This is a genomic window from Pseudomonas sp. AC211 (assembly GCF_979258055.1).
Map to the genome: position 1 here is coordinate 2,443,310 of NZ_OZ409830.1, position 19,966 is coordinate 2,463,275.

The following is a 19,966-nucleotide window of genomic DNA, read 5'->3' on the forward strand; positions in this document are numbered from 1 at the left end:
GTTACGCCTCCGGTTGCAGCAGGTGAATGAGGTGGGCCTTGCAGGCGTCCATCAGCCGTTCGATGCGCTGGGTGCGGTAGCGGCGGTTGCTGAAGTTGCAGCGCAGGTACAGCTGCCCGTCGCCGATTTGCGCCACCACTTCCAGTTCGTTGGCAAGCGGCGCATGCGGGCCGTGCTCGTCGCCAACCGGTTCGTTGGCGACGGTAAACGCAGTGCTCGCGGGGCCGAAGTTGGCGTTGGCCTGGCCGAGGTAGCTGAAGCTGACGTGCGGCGTATTGGCGAATTCATTGCGTAAGAAACCGAAGCCAACGCCGTTATCGGGCACACCGTTCAGCGCTTGCTGCACGGCCGCGAGATTCGCGCTCAGGCGCAGGGGAAATTGGCTGGTGAACCAGCCGAGGGTACGGCTAACGTCCGGCGCGCGGTCGTCGTTAACGCGGCCATGGGTTTCCAGTTCAATGGCCACGCTGTCACGGCCGGTCCAGTCGCACAGGGCGCTGGCAAGCGCGGTGAGCAGCAGTTCGTTTACCGCTGCTTTATGGGCTTGCAGGCCTTCGCTGCTGAGCGTTCGGCTAACCGTGACTTGATGCTGCACGATGTTGCTGCCGCGCGGGTTGTCGCAGGGCCAGTGGTCGCCCTCGCCCGCTAACTGTTCGCGCCAGAAGTCGCGCTGCTCGTCAGCCAGAAGCGGCACCTGCGCCTGCCAATGTTCGATCCAGGCGCGGTAGCTGGCGGTTTTTTCGGGCGGGTTGCCGGCGTAGGCCTGGAGCAGGTCTTCGCTCAGTACGCGCCAGGAGACCAGGTCCATGGCCAGGTGATGCACCACCAACAACAACCGCTCGCTGCCGTCCGCCAAGGTGGCGTGAACGGCGCGTAACAGCGGGCCCGTTTGCAGGTTTAGGCTGCGCTGGGCACGGTTGAATAGCGCCAGCAAGGCCGCCTCGTCCGCCACGGTTTCTTCCCACAGCAGCGTGTCGTTATTGACCGGCCCGTAGGCCTGACGCCACTGCCCGCGCTCTTCGCTAAAGCGCAGGCGCAGGCTGTCGTGATGGGCCACCACCGTCGCCAGTGCGCTGCGCAGCGCCTCGCGGTTCAGCGGCTGTGTGGCGCGCAGCAGCAGGCTTTGGTTGAAGTGCTGCGGCTGACTGGTATGCCGGGCAAAGAACGCGGCTTGCACGGGCAGCAAGGCGAACTGACGGTCGTCCACGGGCACGAAAACAGGCGCTCCAATCACTGCCGACTGCGGCTGCCCCAGCAACCCGACAATGGTCGGTTCGCGCATCAGGTCGCGCAGTTTCAATTGCAGTTGCAGCGCCGGGTGATTTCGCACGCGCGAGATCACTTGCAGGCTAAGAATCGAGTCGCCGCCCAGTTCAAAGAAGCTGTCGGTAATCCCCACCTGTTCCACCTGCAACACCTCGGCCCATATCTCGGCCAGCAGGCGTTCCTGTTCAGTGCGCGGCGCTACATAAGCGCTGCTGGTGAAGCTCGGTTCCGGCAGCGCGTTGCGGTCGAGTTTGCCGTTGGGAGTGACGGGAAATGTGGCCAGCACCAGCACTTGCGCGGGCACCATATAGTCGGGCAGTTGCTCACGCAGTGCCGCTCGCAGCGCTTCGCCGTTTGCATTTTCGCCGCTGACTACATAGCCAATCAGCTGTTTGCCCGAAGCGCCATCGCGGGCGATCACCAGGGCGTCTTCCACGCCCGGCTGGCGGCGCAAGCTGGCTTCCACTTCGCCCAGTTCAATTCGGAAGCCGCGCACTTTCACTTGATGGTCGATGCGCCCCACGTAGTCGAGTACGCCGTCGGCACGCAGGCGCACCAGGTCGCCGGTGCGGTACAGGCGCGCGCCCGCTTCGCCAAACGGGTCGGGCACGAAGCGTTCGGCGGTAATCTCGGGCCGCCCGTGGTAACCGCGCGCCACGCCGTACCCGCCGATGTACAGCTCGCCGGCAAACCCGGCCGGCAACGGGTTGAGGTCGACATCCAGCACATGCAACGAACGCTGCCCCACTGCTTTGCCGATGGGCGCATACGCCGCCTCGCAGCGCCCGCTCAGCGGCACGCGCCAGAGCATGGGCGTGACCACGGTTTCGGTCGGGCCGTAGCCGTTGGTGAAGTACGTCGGTCGCAGCGCTGCTTTCACTTGCTCGAAGCTCTGCTCCGGCACCGCGTCGCCGCCAAAGCAGTAGGTGTGTACCGCCGGTGCCGGCACGCCGCTGGCTTCGATGTATTCGGCCAGTTGCTTGAGATACGCCGGCGGGAAGCAGGCGATGCTGATGCGCTGTTCATGCAGCACGGCGCAGGTGTGTTCGGGCGTCCACAAGGTGCCGTCGCGAATCACCAGGGCTCCGCCGCTGGCCAAGGTGCTTAGCCAGCGCTCGTGGGCGCCGTCGAAGGCAAACGACATAAACAGCAGTTCGCGGGTGCTGGCATTCATTTCGTACAGCTGGGCAATCGCCTGGCAGTGCATGCTCAGCGGCCCATGGGTGACGGCCACGCCTTTGGGGCGGCCGGTGGAGCCGGAGGTGTAGATGAGGTAGGCAAGGTTATCGGCCAGCAGCGGCGAGGCCAGCGCGCGGCTGTCGCCGTCGGTGGACAACAGGTCCAGCGCGACCACGCCCACGTTGGGCGGAATCGGCAAGGTGCCCTGCACCTCGCTGCGGGTAATCAGCAGCGCCATGGCCGAGTCGTCGATCATGTAGGCCAGGCGTTCGGCCGGGTAGTCGAGGTCTAGCGGCACATACGCGGCGCCGGTTTTCATCACCGCCAGCAGCGCCACGATCATCTCTACCGAGCGCGGTAACGCCACGCCCACCACCACTTCCGGCGCCGCGCCACGCGCTTGAAGCACACGCGCCAGTCGGTTCGCGGCGCTATCCAGTTCGGCATAACTCAGCTGCGCATCGCCGCATGCAATCGCCAGGGCGTGCGGTTGTTGCCCGGCCTGCTCGGCGATCAGGTCCGGCAGTAGCTGCGCACGATGGCTCGGCGCAGGGGCAGCGCTCCAGTGTTGCAGCTCGGTCAGCGTCGCGGCGGGCAGCCGTTGCAGATTACCCAGGCGCTCCTGCGGCGCGTCCAGCATGGCCTCCAGCGTCGCTTCCATGAGCGCACGAATCTGCGCCACGCCCTGCTCGCTGAAGCTGGCGCGCAGGTACATGTACTCGATCATCAGGCTGTCGCCCAAGTGAACGGCCAAGTCCATAGCAAAGTTGGTCACGCCCAGATCCTTCGATGCACCAAAGCTCAGCCCAGCCGGCTCAGCCTCGCGCAAGCGTTGGTCGATGGGGTAGTTCTCGAACACGATAATGCTGTCAAACAACGCCTGCCCGCCCAGCCCGGACCAGCGCTGCACGTCGGCCAGGGGCGCGTGGGAATAGGCGCGGATATCGAGGTTGTAGGCCTGTAGCTGTTGCAACCACGTGTCCAGCGGCTGCTCGGCGTGCAGGCTCTGAATCACCGGCAAGGTATTGATAAACAGCCCGAGCATGCTGTCGGCGCCGGGCAGGCTTTCCGGCCGGCCCGCCACCGTGGCGCCAAAGCTCACGGTGCGTTGGCCGGTGTAGCGTTGCAACAGCAGCAGCCAGGCGCCCTGAATAAAGGTGTTCGGGGTAATGCGCAGCCGCCGGCAATGCTGTTGCAACCGCGCCGTCCACGCGTCGTTCCAGTTGGAATACAACGCGGCGTGGCCGTTTTCCTCGCTGACGTGACGCGGGTATACGGCCTGGCTCAGGGAAGTCGGTTCGACGTTTGCCAGCTGCGCGCGCCAGAAGCCTTCCAGGGCACTTTTGTCCTGGCTGTGCAGCCAGGCGATAAAGTCGCCGTAGCGCCCGGGTGTGTCGTGCAGCGGACGGCCGGCGTAGTGCTGCAGCACTTCGGCGAACAAATTCGAACTGCTCCAGCCGTCCATCAACAGGTGGTGGCTGGTCCAGATCATGTGGAAATGCTGCTCGCCCAGCTGCACCAGCAGCATGCGTTGCAGCGGCGCCTGGTCCAGCGCAAAACCGCGCGACGCTTCCTGCTGTGCCAGCTCGGCGAGCGCCTCGTCGTTCACGGCACGCTGGCGCCAATCGCGAATTTCCAAGGGCATGCGCGCCTGTTTGTGCACCACTTGCAGCGGCTCGCTGAGCTCGGCCTGCCAGTGGAAACTGGTGCGCAGCACGCCGTGGCGCGCGGTAACAAACGCCCACGCCGCTTCAAAACGCGCCACGTCGAGGCCAGTCACCGGCAGGCTCACCTGGTTGATATACAGCGCTTCGCCGCTGTCTTCCAGGGTGTGAAAGAGCATGCCTTTTTGCATCGGCGACAGCGGGTACACGTCTTCGATATCGCTTTCAGCTACCGGCAGCGAAGCGCGTTGCATGGGGTCGATTTGAATGCGCTGCACGGCCGGTTGCGCCGCTGAACCTGTGACGGCAATGCCCGCCAAGTTGGCGATGGTTTGCTGTTCGAACAGATCACGCGGGCCGAGGGCGATGCCCGCTTGGCGAGCGCGGCTGACGATTTGGATGGAAATAATCGAGTCGCCGCCCAGCTCGAAGAAGTTGTCTTCGATGCCGACCTGCTCGACGCGCAGCACGTCTTGCCAGATGGCGGCGAGTTGCATTTCCAGCGCATTACGCGGCGCAACATAGGCGTGCTGCGCCACGCTCTGCTCCGGCACGGGCAACGCCTTGCGGTCGAGCTTGCCGTTGGGCGACAGCGGCAGCGCCTCCAGCAGCATCCATTGGCTCGGCACCATGTAATCGGGCAGGTGCTTGAGCAGCGTGGTTTTCAAGTCGGCAACCTCGGCGCCCTGCTCGGCCACCACATAGGCGACCAAGTAGTTGCCGTGGCTGCCGCTGTGCGCCACCACCACGGCGTCGCGAACGTTGGGTTGCTCGTGCAGCCGCGCTTCGATTTCGCCCAGCTCAATGCGCAGACCACGGATTTTCACTTGATGGTCGATACGCCCGGCGTATTCGATCACGCCGTCTTCGCGTTGGCGGGCCAGGTCGCCGGTGCGGTACAGCCGCTGCCCGACGTGGAACGGATCGACCACAAAGCGTTCCGCAGTCAGCGCCGGACGATGGTGATAACCGCGCGCCAGGCCGATGCCGCCCAGGTACAGCTCGCCGGTTACGCCGGGGCTGACCGGGTTTAATTCGCCGTCCAGCACATAGGTGTGCAGGTTGGCGATGGGCTGGCCGATGGGCACGGCGTCGCGGCCTTCTTCGACGCAGGTCCAGTGGGTGACGTCGATGGCGGCTTCGGTCGGGCCATAGAGGTTGTAGAGCCCAGCGCTGGGCAGCAACGCCATGGTTTGCCGTTGCAACTCGACCGGCAACGCTTCGCCGCTACAGATAATCCGCGTGAGGTTCTGGCACTGAACGGCCAGTTCATCACTGATAAAGGCCTGCAACATGGAGGGCACAAAGTGCAGCGTGGTGATGTGCTCTCGGGTGATCAGCTCGACCAGTTTTGCAGGGTCGCGGTGATCGCCGACGCCGGCAACCACGAGACGCGAGCCAACCATCAGCGGCCAGAAAAACTCCCACACCGACACATCGAAACTGAACGGCGTTTTTTGCAAAACGCTGTCGCTGACATCCAGCGCGTAGGCCTCTTGCATCCACGCCAAGCGGTTGTACAGCGCGACATGACGGTTACCCGCGCCCTTGGGTTTGCCCGTGGAACCGGAGGTGTAAATGACGTAAGCGAGGTTTTCCGGGTGCAGTTCAACGTTCGGGTTTTCGGCTGATTGATGCGCCCAGGCGTCCGGCGTATCCAGCGTTAAACACGTCAGTCCAACAGGGATCGGCAGTGCGTCGAGCAGGTGCGATTGGGTCATCAGCAAGCCGATGCCGCTGTCTTCAAACATGTACGCCAAACGGTCTTGCGGGTACTCCGGATCGAGCGGCACGTAAGCCCCGCCCGCTTTAAGAATGGCGAGCAACCCCACCACCATTTCCACACTGCGCTCGGCGGCAATACCCACCAGCACATCGGCACCAACGCCCAAGGTTTTCAGGTGCTGGGCCAAACGATTGGCCTCGCTGTTCAGTTCGCCATAGCTCAATGCCGTGTCGCCAAAGACCAAGGCCGGCGCCTGCGGCTGGCGGGCTGCTTGCGTTTCAAACAGCTGATGCACAAACGGCACGTCCGGGTAGTGTTTCGCCGTGTCGTTCCAGCTGTTCACCACACGGGCGTGATCGGCTTCCACCAGCAATGGCACGTCGCCGAGGGCGCGTTCGGGCTGGTGCATAAACTGCGTGAGCAGGCGCACCAGTTGGCCGGCGATGCGCTGGATGCTGTGGGCGCTGAAGTGCTCGGTGAGGAAGTGGAAACCCAGCTCAAGCTCGGCGCCCACCTGAGCGATCAGCGTCAGTGCATACCCGCTCTGTTCGCTGTACGCCAGGTTGGCAAACTTCAGCCCGCCCGGCGCGGCGGCCAGGGCGTCGGACACCGGGTAGTTTTCGAACACCAGCAAGGTGTCGAACAAGGCTTCGCCGTTATGCCCGGCCAGGCGTTGCAGCTCGGCCAGCGGCATGTGTTCGTGCTCACGCAGGGCCAGGTTTTGCGCCTGCACCGCACGGGTCCACTGCACGGCGTTGAGCGCCGGCGGCGGGCTGGTCACTACCGGCAAGGTGTTGATAAACAGCCCTAGCTGTTCCTCGATGCCGGCCAATTCCACCGGCCGGCCAGACACGGTGGCCCCAAACGCAACACAACCCTGCCCGCTGTAGCGTTGCAACAGAACCGCCCACGCCGCTTGCAGCAGGCTATTGAGCGTCACTTGCTGCTGACGGGCGAAGGCTTGCAGCGCATGCGTGAACGCCGCGCCGAGGTTTACCAGGTGCGCGTCTTGCCCTGGCTTGGCGTCCGGGTGGTGACCGCAGGCCAGCGCCAGGCGCGTCGGTTCTTCCAGCGGCGCCAGTTGCTCTTGCCAAAGGCCAGGCTGGCGGCGCGGTCTTGGCGCTGTAGCCAGCCGAGGTAGTCGGCGTAATCGCTCGACGGCGCCGCCACCGCTTGCCCGGCGTAGGCTTGCAGCACTTCGCCGAGCAGGCGTGAATTGCTCCAGCCGTCCAGCAAAATATGGTGGCTGGTGTAGATAAGGTGATAGCGCTGAGCGCCCGTGGGAACCAGGGCCAAGCGCAGCAACGGCGGGCGCGCCAGGTCGAAGCCGCGTTGCAGTTCGGTGGCGGCGACGGCGTCGGCATCGCTGCCGTGCGGGCACACCGAAACCTCCAGCACAGCTTGACGGTGGATGATCTGCCGGGGCGTTTCCAGGCCGTTGTCCCACACGAAGCCGGCGCGCAACAGTTCATGGCGGTCCACGGCCTGCTGCCAGGCGGCGGTAAAACGCGGCACATCGAGGCCGTGAATATCCACGCGCATCTGGTTGATATAGGTCGGCCCATTGGGCTCGTACAGGCTGTGGAACAGCATGCCCTGTTGCATGGGCGACAGCGGGTAGACGGTCGCGATCTGCCGTGCCGGCACCGGCAAGGCGTCGAGTTGCGCCTGGGTCAGTTCGGCCATCGGCACATCGCCTGGCGTAAGGCCGGCGTTGTCGTCGACCAGGCAATGCTCGATCACCGCCACCAGCGCCTGCTGATAGGCGTCGGCCAGTTGCTGAATGCGCGCCTCGCTGAACATCTCGCTGCTGAAGGTCCAGTTCAGGCTCAGCTCGCCGCCATACACCTGCCCGTCCACGCTCAGCCAATTGCCCAGCGGCGCCGCCTCGTCCTGCCCGGCGCCACGGCCTTCGTCGGCCGGCGTCCATAGGCTGTCGGCGGCGAAGTCGGCGTCGAACTGGCCGAGGTAGTTGAAGGTGATGCGTGGCTGCGGCAAGGCGGCAAGCACCTGCTGAATCTCGGCGCTGGCGCAGTAGCGCAGCAGACCGAAACCCAGGCCTTTGTCGGGAATGTTCTGTAGCTTTTGTTTGCTGTGCTTGATCGACGCCGCCAGGTCCGCCGACGGTTGCAGGCACACCGGGAACAGGGTGGTAAACCAACCCACGGTGCGCGACAGATCGATGTCGGCGAACAGCTCTTCGCGGCCATGGCCTTCCAGTTGAATCAGCGCCGAGGGTTGCCCGCTCCATTCGCATACCGCTTGCGCCAGCGCCGTCAGCAGCAGGTCGTTGACCTGGGTGCGATAGGCAGCCGGTGCGTGTTGCAACAACTGCCGGGTGTGCTCGGCGCTCAGCCGTGTGGCCACGCTGCGGGCGTGACGTTGCTGCAGCGAACCGGCAGGATTGTCAGCCGGCAGGTCATGCGGCGCGTGCGCCAGTGCCTGCTGCCAGTAGGCGAGCTGGCCGCCCATGGCCGCGCTGACAGCGTGCTGCTGCAAGCGCCGGCCCCAGGTTTGGTAAGCGCTGGTTTTCGCCGGCAGACGACCCTGGCGGTAAGCGCTTTGCAGGTCTTCCAGCAGAATGCGCCACGACACGCCGTCCACCACCAAGTGATGAATCACCAGCAGCAGCCGTTGCGTGCCATCGGCCAGGTGCAGCAGCGCCGAGCGCAGCAGCGGGCCATCGCTGAGGTTGAGGCTGCGTTGTACTTCGTTGCAGTACGCCGGCAACTGTGCGACGTCGTCGAGGTGCGTTTGCCAGAGCAACCCATCGTTGCCATCAAGCGCCGCGTGTTCCTGCACCCAGCCCTCGTCCACTTGGCGATAACGCAGGCGCAAGGCGTCGTGATGGTTCACCACCGTGCTCAGCGCCAGTTCCAGCAAGGCGGCATCCAAGGCTTCGACCGGCGCCAGCAGCAGCGACTGGTTCCAGTGCTGACGCTGGGGAATGGCCGTGGCAAAAAACGCCTGCTGAATCGGCAGCAGCGGCGCCTCGCCGGTCACCGGTCCCTGCTCCACCTGCAACGCTTCACTGCGCTGCGCCACGCCAGCCAGGCGGCGCACGGTCTGGTGCTGGAACAAATCGCGCGGGGCGAAGCGGATGCCGGCCTGGCGGGCGCGGCTGACGATCTGAATGGAAATAATCGAGTCGCCACCCAGCTCGAAAAAGTTGTCATCGACGCCCACTTGTTCAACGCGCAGCACCTCTTGCCAGAGGGCGGCCAGTTGCTGTTCCAGGGCATTGCGCGGCGCTTGGTAGGTCGTTTGTGTGGGCGCCGCTTCGTGCTTGGGCAGCGCTTTGCGGTCGAGCTTGCCGTTCGGCGACAGCGGCATCCGTTCCAGCAGCTGCCACAGCGTGGGCACCATGTAGTCGGGCAATGTGCTGAGCAGACTGGCCTTGAGCGCGTGCAAGTAGCCGCCTTGTATCTCGGCCTCGGCACGGGCCAGGGTGTCCGGCTCCGGCACCACGTAGGCGAGCAATTGCTTGCCGTCTACCGCGACCACCACGGCTTCGCGCACGGCCGGCAGCTCGTGCAGCCGCGCTTCGATTTCGCCCAGCTCAATGCGCAGGCCACGGATTTTCACTTGATGGTCAATGCGCCCCGCGTATTGGATAACGCCGTCTTCGCGTTGGCGCGCCAGGTCGCCGGTGCGGTACAGGCGTTGGCCGGCACGAAATGGATCGACCACGAAACGTTCGGCGGTCAGTGCCGGACGACGGTGATAACCACGCGCCAGACCCACGCCGCCCAGATACAGCTCGCCGGTTACGCCGGTGCTGACGGGGTTCAGTTCGGCATCCAGTACATAGGTGTGCAGGTTGGCGATGGGTCGGCCAATGGGCACCGCATCCTGGCCTTCTTCGAGGCAGGTCCAGTGGGTTACGTCGATGGCGGCCTCGGTTGGCCCATACAGGTTGTAAAGGCCGGCGTTGGGCAGCAGCGCGAGGGTTTGCCGTTGCAGTTCCACGGGCAAGGCTTCGCCGCTACAGATAATCCGTTTCAGGTTCTGGCATTGCACCGCCAGTTCGTCGGCGACAAAGGCCTGCAGCATCGAGGGCACAAAGTGCAGCGTGGTGATGCCCTCGCGGGTAATAAGCTCCACCAGTTTTGCCGGGTCGCGGTGATCGCCCACACCGGCAACCACCAGCCGCGAGCCAACCATCAGCGGCCAGAAAAACTCCCACACCGAGACGTCGAAACTGAACGGTGTTTTTTGCAAAACGCTGTCGCTGGCGTTCAGCCCATAGGCTTCCTGCATCCAGGCCAGACGGTTGTACAACGCCACATGGCGGTTGCCGGCGCCTTTGGGTTTGCCGGTAGAGCCGGAGGTGTAAATCACGTACGCGAGGTTTTCCGGATGCAGGGTTACATCCAGGTTTTCGCGTGCCTGGCTTGCCCATGCGCCGGGCTCATCCAGCGTCAGACAGCTCAGCCCGGCGGGAACCGGCAACGCTTCCAGCAGGTGCGATTGCGTCAGCAACAAGGCGATGCCGCTGTCTTCGAACATGTAGGCCAGACGGTCCTGCGGATACTCCGGATCCAGCGGCACATAAGCCCCGCCCGCTTTAAGAATGGCCAGCAAGCCGACCACCATTTCCACGCTGCGCTCGGCGGCGATACCCACCAGTACATCGGCACCCACGCCAAGGGTTTGCAGATGCCGGGCCAGACGATTCGCCGCCTCGTTCAGTTGCCCATAGCTCAACGCTGTGGCGCCAAACACCAGCGCGGGCGCGTGCGGCTGGCGCATCACTTGCGCTTCGAACAGCCGGTGCACAAACGGTGCATCCGGATAGCGCCGCTGCGTCTGGTTCCAGCCGATCAGCGCCTGCTCACGCTCCTGCTCGCTGAGCATCGGCAGTTCGCCCAAGCGCGCATCCGGCGCGGCGACGATGGCGTGCAGCAGGTTCTGCCAGTGCTGCGCCATCCGCTGAATACGCGGCGCGGCAAACAGGTCGGTGGCGTAGATAAAATCGGCGCTAATGCCGCCAGGGTGCTCGGTGCAATCCAGACTCAGGTCAAATTGCGCGGTCGGCATCGCCCATTGCACCTGGCTTATTTGCAAGCCCGGCAGGTGCATGCCCTCGCCCGCTGCGGCGCTTACCTGGTGGTTGAACAGCACTTGGAACAGCGGGCTGTGGCTGAGGCTGCGTTCGGGTTGCAGGGCGTCGACCAGTTGTTCGAAGGGCAGGTCCTGATGGGCTTGGGCGTCTACGGCCGTTTGCCGCACGCGCTTGAGCAGGTCGCGGAAGGAGGCCTGGTTGCCGACGGTTGCGCTCAACACCTGGGTGTTAACGAAAAAGCCCAGCAGCCGCTCGGTTTCGCCCCGGTTGCGGTTGGCCGAGGGCACGCCAACGCGAATCTGCGTTCGCCCGCTGTAGCGCTGCAACAGCAACTGGAACGACGCCAGCAGCGCCATAAACGGCGTGCAGCCTTCGCGCTGCGCCAGTTGCTTGATGGCTGCGGCCAGGGCAAACGGCAGGTCCACGCTCAGGCGCGCGCCCTGCCCGGAGCGCTGCGCCGGGCGCGGCCAGTCGCCGGGCAATTCCAGCAGGGTTTCGCCACCGGCCAATTGTTCGCGCCAGTACGCCAGTTGCCGCGCGCCCTCGCCGGCTTCCATCCACTGGCGCTGCCAGGCGGCGTAGTCGGCGTATTGAATCGGCAGCGGTGGCAGCGCGTCTTCAATGCCCAGGCGACGGTTCTGGTACAGGCCGATCAGCTCTTGCACCATCAATTCCATGGACCAGGCATCGGACACGATGTGGTGCTGCACGATCAGCAACACCGCGTCGTCGTCGGCGATTTGTAACAGCTGCACGCGCAGCAGCGGCCCGTGCTCCAGATCAAACGGCCGCTGCGCCTCGCGGCTGATTGCTTCGGTGATGGCCGGCAGTGCCGCGCCGGGCATGGGGACGCGTTCAATCGCCACCGCCGCCGCTGGTTGGATGCGTTGCTGCGGCTGGCCGTCGCGCAGCTCGAACGTCGTGCGCAAGGTGTGGTGACGTGCCACCAGTGCATCGAAGGCATGTTGCAGGGCGGCGAGGTCCAGCGCGCCTTGCAGGCGAATGGCGGTGGGCATGTGGTACGCGCTGGTGTCCGGCTGCAGTTGCCAGAGAAACCACTGGCGTTGCTGGGCGTAACTCAACGGCAAGGCATCGCGCTCGCAGGCCGGCACGATGGGCAAGCGGCCGACGTTAACGCCCTTCTCCGTCAGTTTCTGAAACAGTTCACGGCGCTTGGCAAAGCCCAGCCCTTTGATGCGGTCGACCAGTGCTTGCGTGTGTGCCGAGGGCTGCTTGAGCATTACGCCTCCTCCAGTTCGTCGAGGGTGGCGAAGATGGCGTCGTAGTCGTCTTCGACGCTGCCGTGCTCCCTGCTCTTTTCAATGGACGCGGCCAGTTCGGCCACGCTGCTGGCGCGGTAGAAGTCCTGCATGGGCAGCTCGACGCCGAGGGTGTTTTTCAACCGGGAAATCACTCGAACCAGCAGCAGCGAATGGCCGCCGAGTTCGAAGAAGTTGTCGTGCCGGCCAACGCGCTCAACATCGAGCAGTTCTTGCCAGACCGCCGCCAGCTGCATTTCCAGCTCGCCCTCGGGGGCGACGAAATCGCCGTACACGGCCTGGCTTTCAATCGCCGCCAGCACCTTGCGATCCAGCTTGCCGTTGGCGTTCAGCGGCATGGCCTCGAGCACCACCCATTGCTGCGGCACCATGTAGTCCGGCAGCTGGCGCTTGAGCGCCGCCTTGAGGCGATCACGCAACGCGCGTTGAAGCGCCTCGTCGGCGCAGGGCTCGTTGGTGGTGACGTACGCCACCAGATGCCGGCCGCTGGCTTGATCCTGGGCGAGCACGGCGCACTCGCGCACCTCGGGCTGCTCGCTCAGGCGCGCTTCGATTTCGCCGAGCTCGATGCGCAAGCCGCGAATTTTCACCTGATGATCGCGCCGGCCCACGTACTCCAACACGCCATCAACGCGGCGCCGCGCCAGATCGCCGGTGCGGTACAGGCGTTGGCCCGGCGTGCGGGCGTAGGGGTCTGGCACAAAGGCCAGCGCGGTGCGAACCGGGTCGCCGACATAACCGCGCCCCACCCCCGTGCCGCTCACGCACAACTCGCCCACGGCGCGCGTGCCGACCAGCTCCAACTGGCCGTCGAGCACGTGCAGCGTGTTGTTGTCGGTGGGCAAGCCGATGGGCAGATAGATGCTCGCGGTATGCGCCTCGCTGATGGGCGTCAGCGCCACATCGTCCGAGCACTCGGCCGGGCCGTAGGCGTTAATCAGCGGAATATGCGGGTAACGCTGCAACCAGCGCCGCGCCAGTTCCGGCGGCATCGCCTCGCCGGTGGTCAGCAGCCAGCGTAGGTTGGGCAAGGCATCGGCCTCGCCGTCCAACATGCCTTGAATCAGCGACGGCACGCTTTCCAGCACGCTGATGCCAGTGGCATTCACGTGCGCCAGCAGCGCCTGAGGATCGTGGGCGATGGCGTCCGGCACAATTTCCACCCGCGCGCCGCACAGCGCAGCGGTCAAGAACTGCCACACGGAAATATCGAAACTCTGCGACGCGGTCTGCGCGATGACATCGTCTTGGCTCAGGCGCAAATACGGCAGCTTGCTCAGCTGGTTATTGAGCATGCCGGCCTGCTCGACCATCACGCCCTTGGGCTGGCCGGTGGAGCCAGAGGTGTAAATGACATAGGCCAGGTGACGCGGGCCGATGGGCAGGTTTGGCGCGCTGGCGTGGCTGGTCTGTTGCAGCTGTTCCCAGACCAAAAGCTGCGGCCGCTGGCTGGCCTCGACGGCGGCGAGCAACGGTTGCAACGCCGGCACGCATTCGGCGGTGCAAACCAGCACGGGCGCGCGGCTCAGGCTGAGGATGTGGCGCAAGCGTTCGGCCGGCAGGTGCGGGTCCAGAGGCAGGTAGCCGGCGCCAGCTTTCAGGGTGCCGACGATCATGCCCAGCAGCGGCAAGCCGCGCTCGGCCAGCAACGCCACCGGTTGGTCCGGCTGTACGCCAGCGCGCAGCAGCGCCTGGGCCATGCGGTTGGCGGCGCTGTCGAGTTCGTGGTAATGCCATTGCTCGCCGCCGCAGCGGGCAGCCAATCGGTCGGCGTGCGCCCGTGCCTGTTGTTCGAACATGGTCGCGTAACCGTGCTGCAACGGGTAGTCGCGGGCGGTCTGGTTGAAATCGTCGAGCAACTGCCGGCGTTGTTCAGGGGCCAACAACGGCAACGCATCAAAACGCTGTTGCGGCTGTTCGGCCAGTTGCAGCAGCAGGAAATTGAAGTCGGCCAGCAGCTGCTCGACGGTGCTGCGCTCGAACCAGCGCTGGTCATACGACAGATGCAGACCCAGCGCCTGGCCTGGGTAGATCACCACCGTCATCGGGTAGTTGGTGTGGGTGCGGCCGGAGTCTGAGCTGACGTTAAGGCTTTGCGCCTGCTCCATTACGCCTTCTTCAACGGGCGCGTTTTCGAATACAAACAGGCTGTCGAACAGCGGCTGCCCCTTGCCGATTTCGCTGCACGCTTGAATGTCCACCAGCGGCAAATGTTCGTGCTCGCGCAGGCGCAGGTTGAGGGCGAACAGCGCTTGCAGCCATTCGCCAACGCTTGTCGCACTGCCGGCCTCAGGCAGATGCACGCGCAGGGCGATGCTGTTGATAAAGAGGCCAACAGTGCGCTGCATGTCCGGCATATCGACCGGGCGCCCGGCAACCGTCACACCAAACAGCACGTCGCGCTCGCCGCTGTAACGGTGCAGCGTCAGCGCCCACGCCGCCTGCACCAAGGTGTTGACGGTGAGTTGCAGACGCTGCGCGGTGGCTTGCAACTGCTGGGTCTGTTCGCGGCTCAGCTGGGTTTGCACGTCGCCAATCAACGAATGCCCGGCCTCACGCAGCGGCTGACGGTCGAATGGCAGGCCCGTGGGTTGCTCGAAGCCGGCAAGTTGTTCGCGCCAGAAGCGTTCCGAGGCCGGGCGATCTTGCTGCTGCAGCCAGGCGATAAAGTCGCCGTAGCGCGAAGCCGGCGGCAAGGCGGCGCTGCGGTTTTGCGCCAGCGCCGCGTACTCGGCGAAGAACTCGTCCATCAGCAGCGAACGGCACCAGGCGTCGATCAGAATGTGGTGATTGCTCAGCACAAAACCGAAACGCTGGTCGCTCAACTGGATCAGGCGCAGGCGAAAAGGCACGGCGTTTTGCAGGTCGAAGCCGGCACCACGTTCGTCCGCCAGCATGGCGAACAGCTTGCCTTCGTGCTCGTGGGCCGGCACCTGGCGCCAGTCGTGAATCTGCACATCCGGCGTGGCCACGCGCTGCACCACTTGCACCATGCGCTCGCCCACGTTCCAGGAAAACCGTGTGCGCAGCGCGTCGTGACGCTGGGCCACGGCTTGCCAGGCGCGGCGGAAACGCTCGGGGTCGATGGCGCTGTCGACGGTGTAGCAGTACTGCATCATGTAAATGCCGGAGCCGGGCTCCAGCAAGGTGTGCATCAGCAAGCCTTCCTGCATCGGCGACAGCGGGTAAATGGCCTCGACCTGGCGCAGGTCGAACGGCAGCTGTTGCAACTGCTGCTGCGTGAACCCGGCCAAGGGGAAATCGCTGAGCGTGGCGCCGCCTGCTCTATCGCTCAGGCAATGGCTGATTACCGCGCGCAGTTCTTGGCCATACCGCTCGGCGAGCGCGGCGATGTCGGCTTCGGCGAACATCGCGCGGCTGAAGGTGAAGCCCAGTTCCAGCTCACCGTTCAGCACCTGGCCGTTGATGCTCAGCCAGTTGCCGAGGCGGTTGTCCGGATTCTGCAAAGCACCGATGGCTTCGTCAGCCGGCGCAAACAGGCCGTCGGCGGCCAGGCTCTGGTCGAACTGGCCGAGGTAATTGAACGTCACGCGCGGCTGCGGCAATGCCGCCAGCACCGCTTGTTGCTCAGGCGTGCCGAGGTAGCGCAGCGCGCCAAAGCCGATGCCGTTGTCTGGCACGGCGCGCAGCTGTTCTTTGATGGTCTGAATCGACTCGGCCAGCTCGGCGGCCGGGCTCAGCGCCAGGGGAAACAAGCTGGTAAACCAGCCGACACTGCGCGACAGGTCGATGTCCTCGAACAGCGCTTCGCGGCCGTGGCCTTCGAGCTGAATCAAGGCGCTGGGCTGGCCGGTCCAGTGGCACAAGGTGCGCGCCAGTGCCGTCAGCAGCAAATCGTTTACCTGGGTGCGGTAGGCGGCGGGCGCTTGTTGCAGCAGTTGCCGCGTGTGCTCGGCACTCAGGCGGCAATACAGGCCGTGGCTGTGTTCCAGGTTCAGGCTGGCGCCGGCACGGGCGGCCGGCAACTCGGCGCTGATGCGCTGCAACGCGTGCTGCCAGTGAGTGACCGAAGCCGCGCCTTGTTGCTGGGTCCATTGCGCCAGGCGCTCGGCCCAGCGCTGTTGGCTCGGCGCCGGGTCAAGCGTTTGCCCGGCGCACAGTGCGTGTAAATCTTCCAACAGCACGCGCCAAGACACGCCGTCCACGGCCAGATGATGGATCACCAACAACAGGCGCTGAGTGCCGTCGGCCAGGGTGAACAACACCGCGCGCAGCAGCGGACCCTGACTCAGGTTGAGGCTGCGTTGTGCCTGCTCGGCAATGGCGGTGAGTTCGCTGGCAGTGGCGACATCGCGCTGCCACAACACGTCGCTGTCGACCACCGATCGTGTGCGCGCCAGCCAGCGATCCTCGTGCTGATAGAAGCTGAAACGCAGCGCCTCGTGCTGTTGCAGCAAGGCGTTCAAGGCGCGCCCGAGTGTGTCGGCGCCCAGTGGCTGACGCAGGGTCAGCAGCACCGCCTGGTTGTAATGCTGTGGTTGTTCCAGGGCCATTTCGAAAAAGCGCTGCTGCACGGGCAGCAGGCGAATGTCAGCGCTGCTGGCGACGGCTGCGACCGCTTTAGCCACCACCGGTTTAGCGACCTGCGCCAGTTGCGCCACGGTCTGCTTTTCAAACAGTTGGCGCGGCGTGAGCTTGAGGCCCTGGCGCTTGGCGCGGGCGATGATTTGCAGACTCAGAATCGAGTCGCCGCCCAGTTCGAAGAAGTTGTCGTGCACGCCCACCTGCGCGACTTTGAGCACGTCCTGCCAGATCGCCGCCAAGGTGCTTTCCACCTCATTACGCGGTGCCGCATAGGTGAGTTGCTGCACCTGCGGGCTGGGCAAGGCGCGGCGATCGAGCTTGCCGTTGGCAGTGAGCGGCAGGCGCTCCAGGGTGAGGATGTGGGCGGGAATCAGGTAGTCCGGCAGCAGGGTTTGCAGCTGGTCCTTGATGGCCGCTGCCGACACATCGCCTACGCAATAGGCGACCAGTTGCAGCTGCTCTTGCACCGGCTGAGCCAGCACGGCAGCGTCGCTGATGCCGGGCAGTTGGCGCAGCACTTTTGCCACTTCACCGGGCTCGACGCGGTAGCCGCGAATTTTCACCTGATCGTCGCTGCGGCCGAGGAAATGCAGCACACCATCGGCGCTGCGGCGCACCCGGTCGCCACTGCGGTAAGCGCGTGAACCGGGCGCGCCAAAGGGTCCGGCACAAAGCGTTCGGCGGTTAGCGCCGGCTGGCCCAGGTAGCCGTCGGCAACGTTGGCGCCGCCGATATACAGCTCGCCGGCCACCCGTTCTGGCAGCGGGTTCAGAAAAGCATCCAGCACCTGCACCTGAACGCCAGGCAACACGGCGCCGAGCGGTACGTTGCCTTCCAGCAGCTCGCCGGTTTGCTCATGAGTGAGCACGCCGACGGTGGTTTCGCTCGGGCCGTAGTGGTTGATAAAGCGGCACGCTGGCTTGAGCTGGCGCACCCGCTGATACAGCGCCTGCGAGCACGCCTCGCCGCCCACCAGCAACGCGTGGCTGGGCAATACATCGCTGGGGTTCGCCGCTTGCAGCAAACCGTTGAGGTGGCTGGGCACAATCTTCAGCACGTCGATGTGCTCGGCGGCCATATAGGCGGCGAAGCGATCCGGGTCGAAGCCGAGCTCCGGTTCCACCACATGCAGCGGTCGCCCGGAACACAGCGCGCCAAACACCAGGGTGTGGCCGAGGTCGGCGGCAATGGTGGAGACCAGCGCCATGCTCGCGCCGGCCGGCAAGGCCAGGCGATCCAGCACGCCGTCAACATAACTGGCGAGCGCGCCGTGGTTGACCACCACGCCCTTGGGCTGGCCGGTTGAACCGGAGGTATGAATCACATACGCCGGACTGTTTGGCTGCAGCACCACCGGAAATGGCGTGGCGTTGGCGGGCCATTGCTGCGGGGCGTAAGCCAGTACGGCGCCGCCCAGTTGCTCGCGGCGCTCATCGTCAGCGGCGAGCACCACCAGCGCGGCGTTGGCGCGTTGCAGCATGGCCACTACACGCTCGGTCGGCGCTTTCACATCCAGCGGCATATACACGGCGCCGGCTTTCAGCGTCGCCAGCAACGTCACCAGCCAGGGCATCGAACGGTCCAACAGCACCGCCACCGGCATGCCCGCGCGCACGCCACGGTGTTGCAGATGGGCGGCCAATGCGTTGGCCTGAGCCTCCAGCTCGGCGTGGCTCAGGCGAAGGTCGCCGCACACCGCCGCCAGCGCCTGAGGCTGCTCGGCCACCTGCTTATTCCAGCGCTCCAGCACGGACGGCAGCGCAGCGCGGCTAACCGGTGCGGTCGGCACCGGCGTGTTGTTCAGACTGCACAGCGGCGCGTCCGGCTGGGCAAGTACCTGTTCGAACAACTCGCGCAGGCTGGCAATAAACCCGTCGATGCTGGCGGGTTGGTACAAGTCGCTGGCATAGGTCATTTCACCCAACACGGTGGCGCCGGTGTCGGTGATATCCAGCGCCAGATCAAAGTGCGTGCCGACTTTGTGCAGCGGGTATTCGCTAATGCTCAGCCCCGGCAGCTGCAAGGCTTCGCGCGTTTGCAGGCCGACGTTCTGGTTGAACTTGGCCTGAAACAACGGGTTGTGCCCGAGGCTGCGCTGCGGCTGCAACGCCTCGACCAGTTGCTCGAACGGCAATTGCTCATGGGCCTGCGCCGCCAGGCTGGTTTCGCGAATCTGTGCGAGCAAACTGGTGAAGCTTTGGCGCCAGTCGATTTGGCAGCGCAGCACCTGCGTGTTGATAAAAAAGCCGATCAGGCCTTCCACTTCTTCCCGGCCGCGGTTGGCATTCGGCACGCCGATGCGGATGTCGTGCTGGCCGCTGTGGCGCGCGAGGAATAAGCCGTAGCCGGCCAAGACCAGCATAAACAGCGTGCTGGCCTGGCTGCGCGCCAGCGCCTGCATGCGCTGCGATAGCGTTGCGCCAAAGTCGAAGCGCACGGTGGCGCCGGCATAGCTTTGTACCGGCGGCCGGGGGAAATCCGCGGCTACGTCCAGCAACGGATGCTCATCGCCCAACTGCTCGCGCCAGTAGGTCAATTGCCGCTCGCCCTCGCCCGCCTCCAACCAGCGCCGTTGCCACAGCGCGTAATCGGCGTATTGCACCGGCAATGCCGCGAGGCTGCCCGGGCCATGCTGATAAAGCTGCACGAATTCGCGCACCATCACGTCCATCGACCAACCGTCGGAGACGATGTGGTGCATGCACACCAGCAGCACGTGTTCGTCGCTGGCGAGGGTGATCAGGCTGGCGCGCAGCAGCGGGCCATTGAGCAAGTCGAACGACTGCGCGACGCCGGCTTCTACCAGCGCTTGAACCTGCGCTTCGCGCTGCTCGGCGGGCACTTGGCTCAGGTCGCTGCGCTGCACGACGAGGGGCTGCGCCGGCAGCACTTTTTGCTCGGCCTGCTCGCCCTCGAGATGAAACACCGTGCGCAGGGTTTCGTGGCGTTGCAGCAAACCGTCGAACGCCGCTTGCAGCCGTTGTTCGTCAAGCGCGCCGTGCAAGCGCAAGGCGGCGGCCATGTTGTAGGCCGCGCTGTGGGGCTCCATTTGCCAGAGGAACAGCAGGCGCTGCTGCGCGTACGACAGCGGCACATGCGGCTGCTGATGACGGCTGGCGACGATGGGCAGCAGGCTGAAATCCTTGCCGTCTTGCTGCAATTTGGCGAGGAACTGGCGACGTTGTTCGAGCGACAACCCGATGAACTTTTCGGCGATGCGGGCGGTGGTGTTCGGGGTCAT

At 64.8% G+C, this 19,966-nt stretch carries 2 protein-coding genes and 1 pseudogene; all 3 read right to left on the bottom strand.

All coding sequences use genetic code 11. The annotated features are described in order from the left end of the window. Position 1: 1 nt before the first annotated feature. Positions 2-12,141: pseudogene (locus ACZZZP_RS11560) on the bottom strand (non-ribosomal peptide synthase/polyketide synthase). After that, positions 12,141-17,342 carry an amino acid adenylation domain-containing protein gene (locus ACZZZP_RS11565; RefSeq protein ID WP_463536536.1) on the bottom strand — a complete coding sequence of 1,734 codons (5,202 nt, stop codon included), beginning with the start codon at positions 17,340-17,342 and terminating at the stop codon, positions 12,141-12,143. The pseudogene ACZZZP_RS11560 and the gene ACZZZP_RS11565 overlap by 1 nt, the downstream one beginning before the upstream one ends. Continuing rightward, positions 17,285-19,966, bottom strand: coding sequence for a condensation domain-containing protein (locus tag ACZZZP_RS11570; RefSeq protein ID WP_463536537.1), 2,682 nt, complete (start codon positions 19,964-19,966; stop codon positions 17,285-17,287). The genes ACZZZP_RS11565 and ACZZZP_RS11570 overlap by 58 nt, the downstream gene beginning before the upstream one ends.

Bases quoted from the DNA above. Each gene is read 5' to 3' on its own strand.
- ACZZZP_RS11570 (WP_463536537.1), bottom strand. From the start codon at position 19,966: ATGACCCCGAACACCACCGCCCGCATCGCCGAAAAGTTCATCGGGTTG.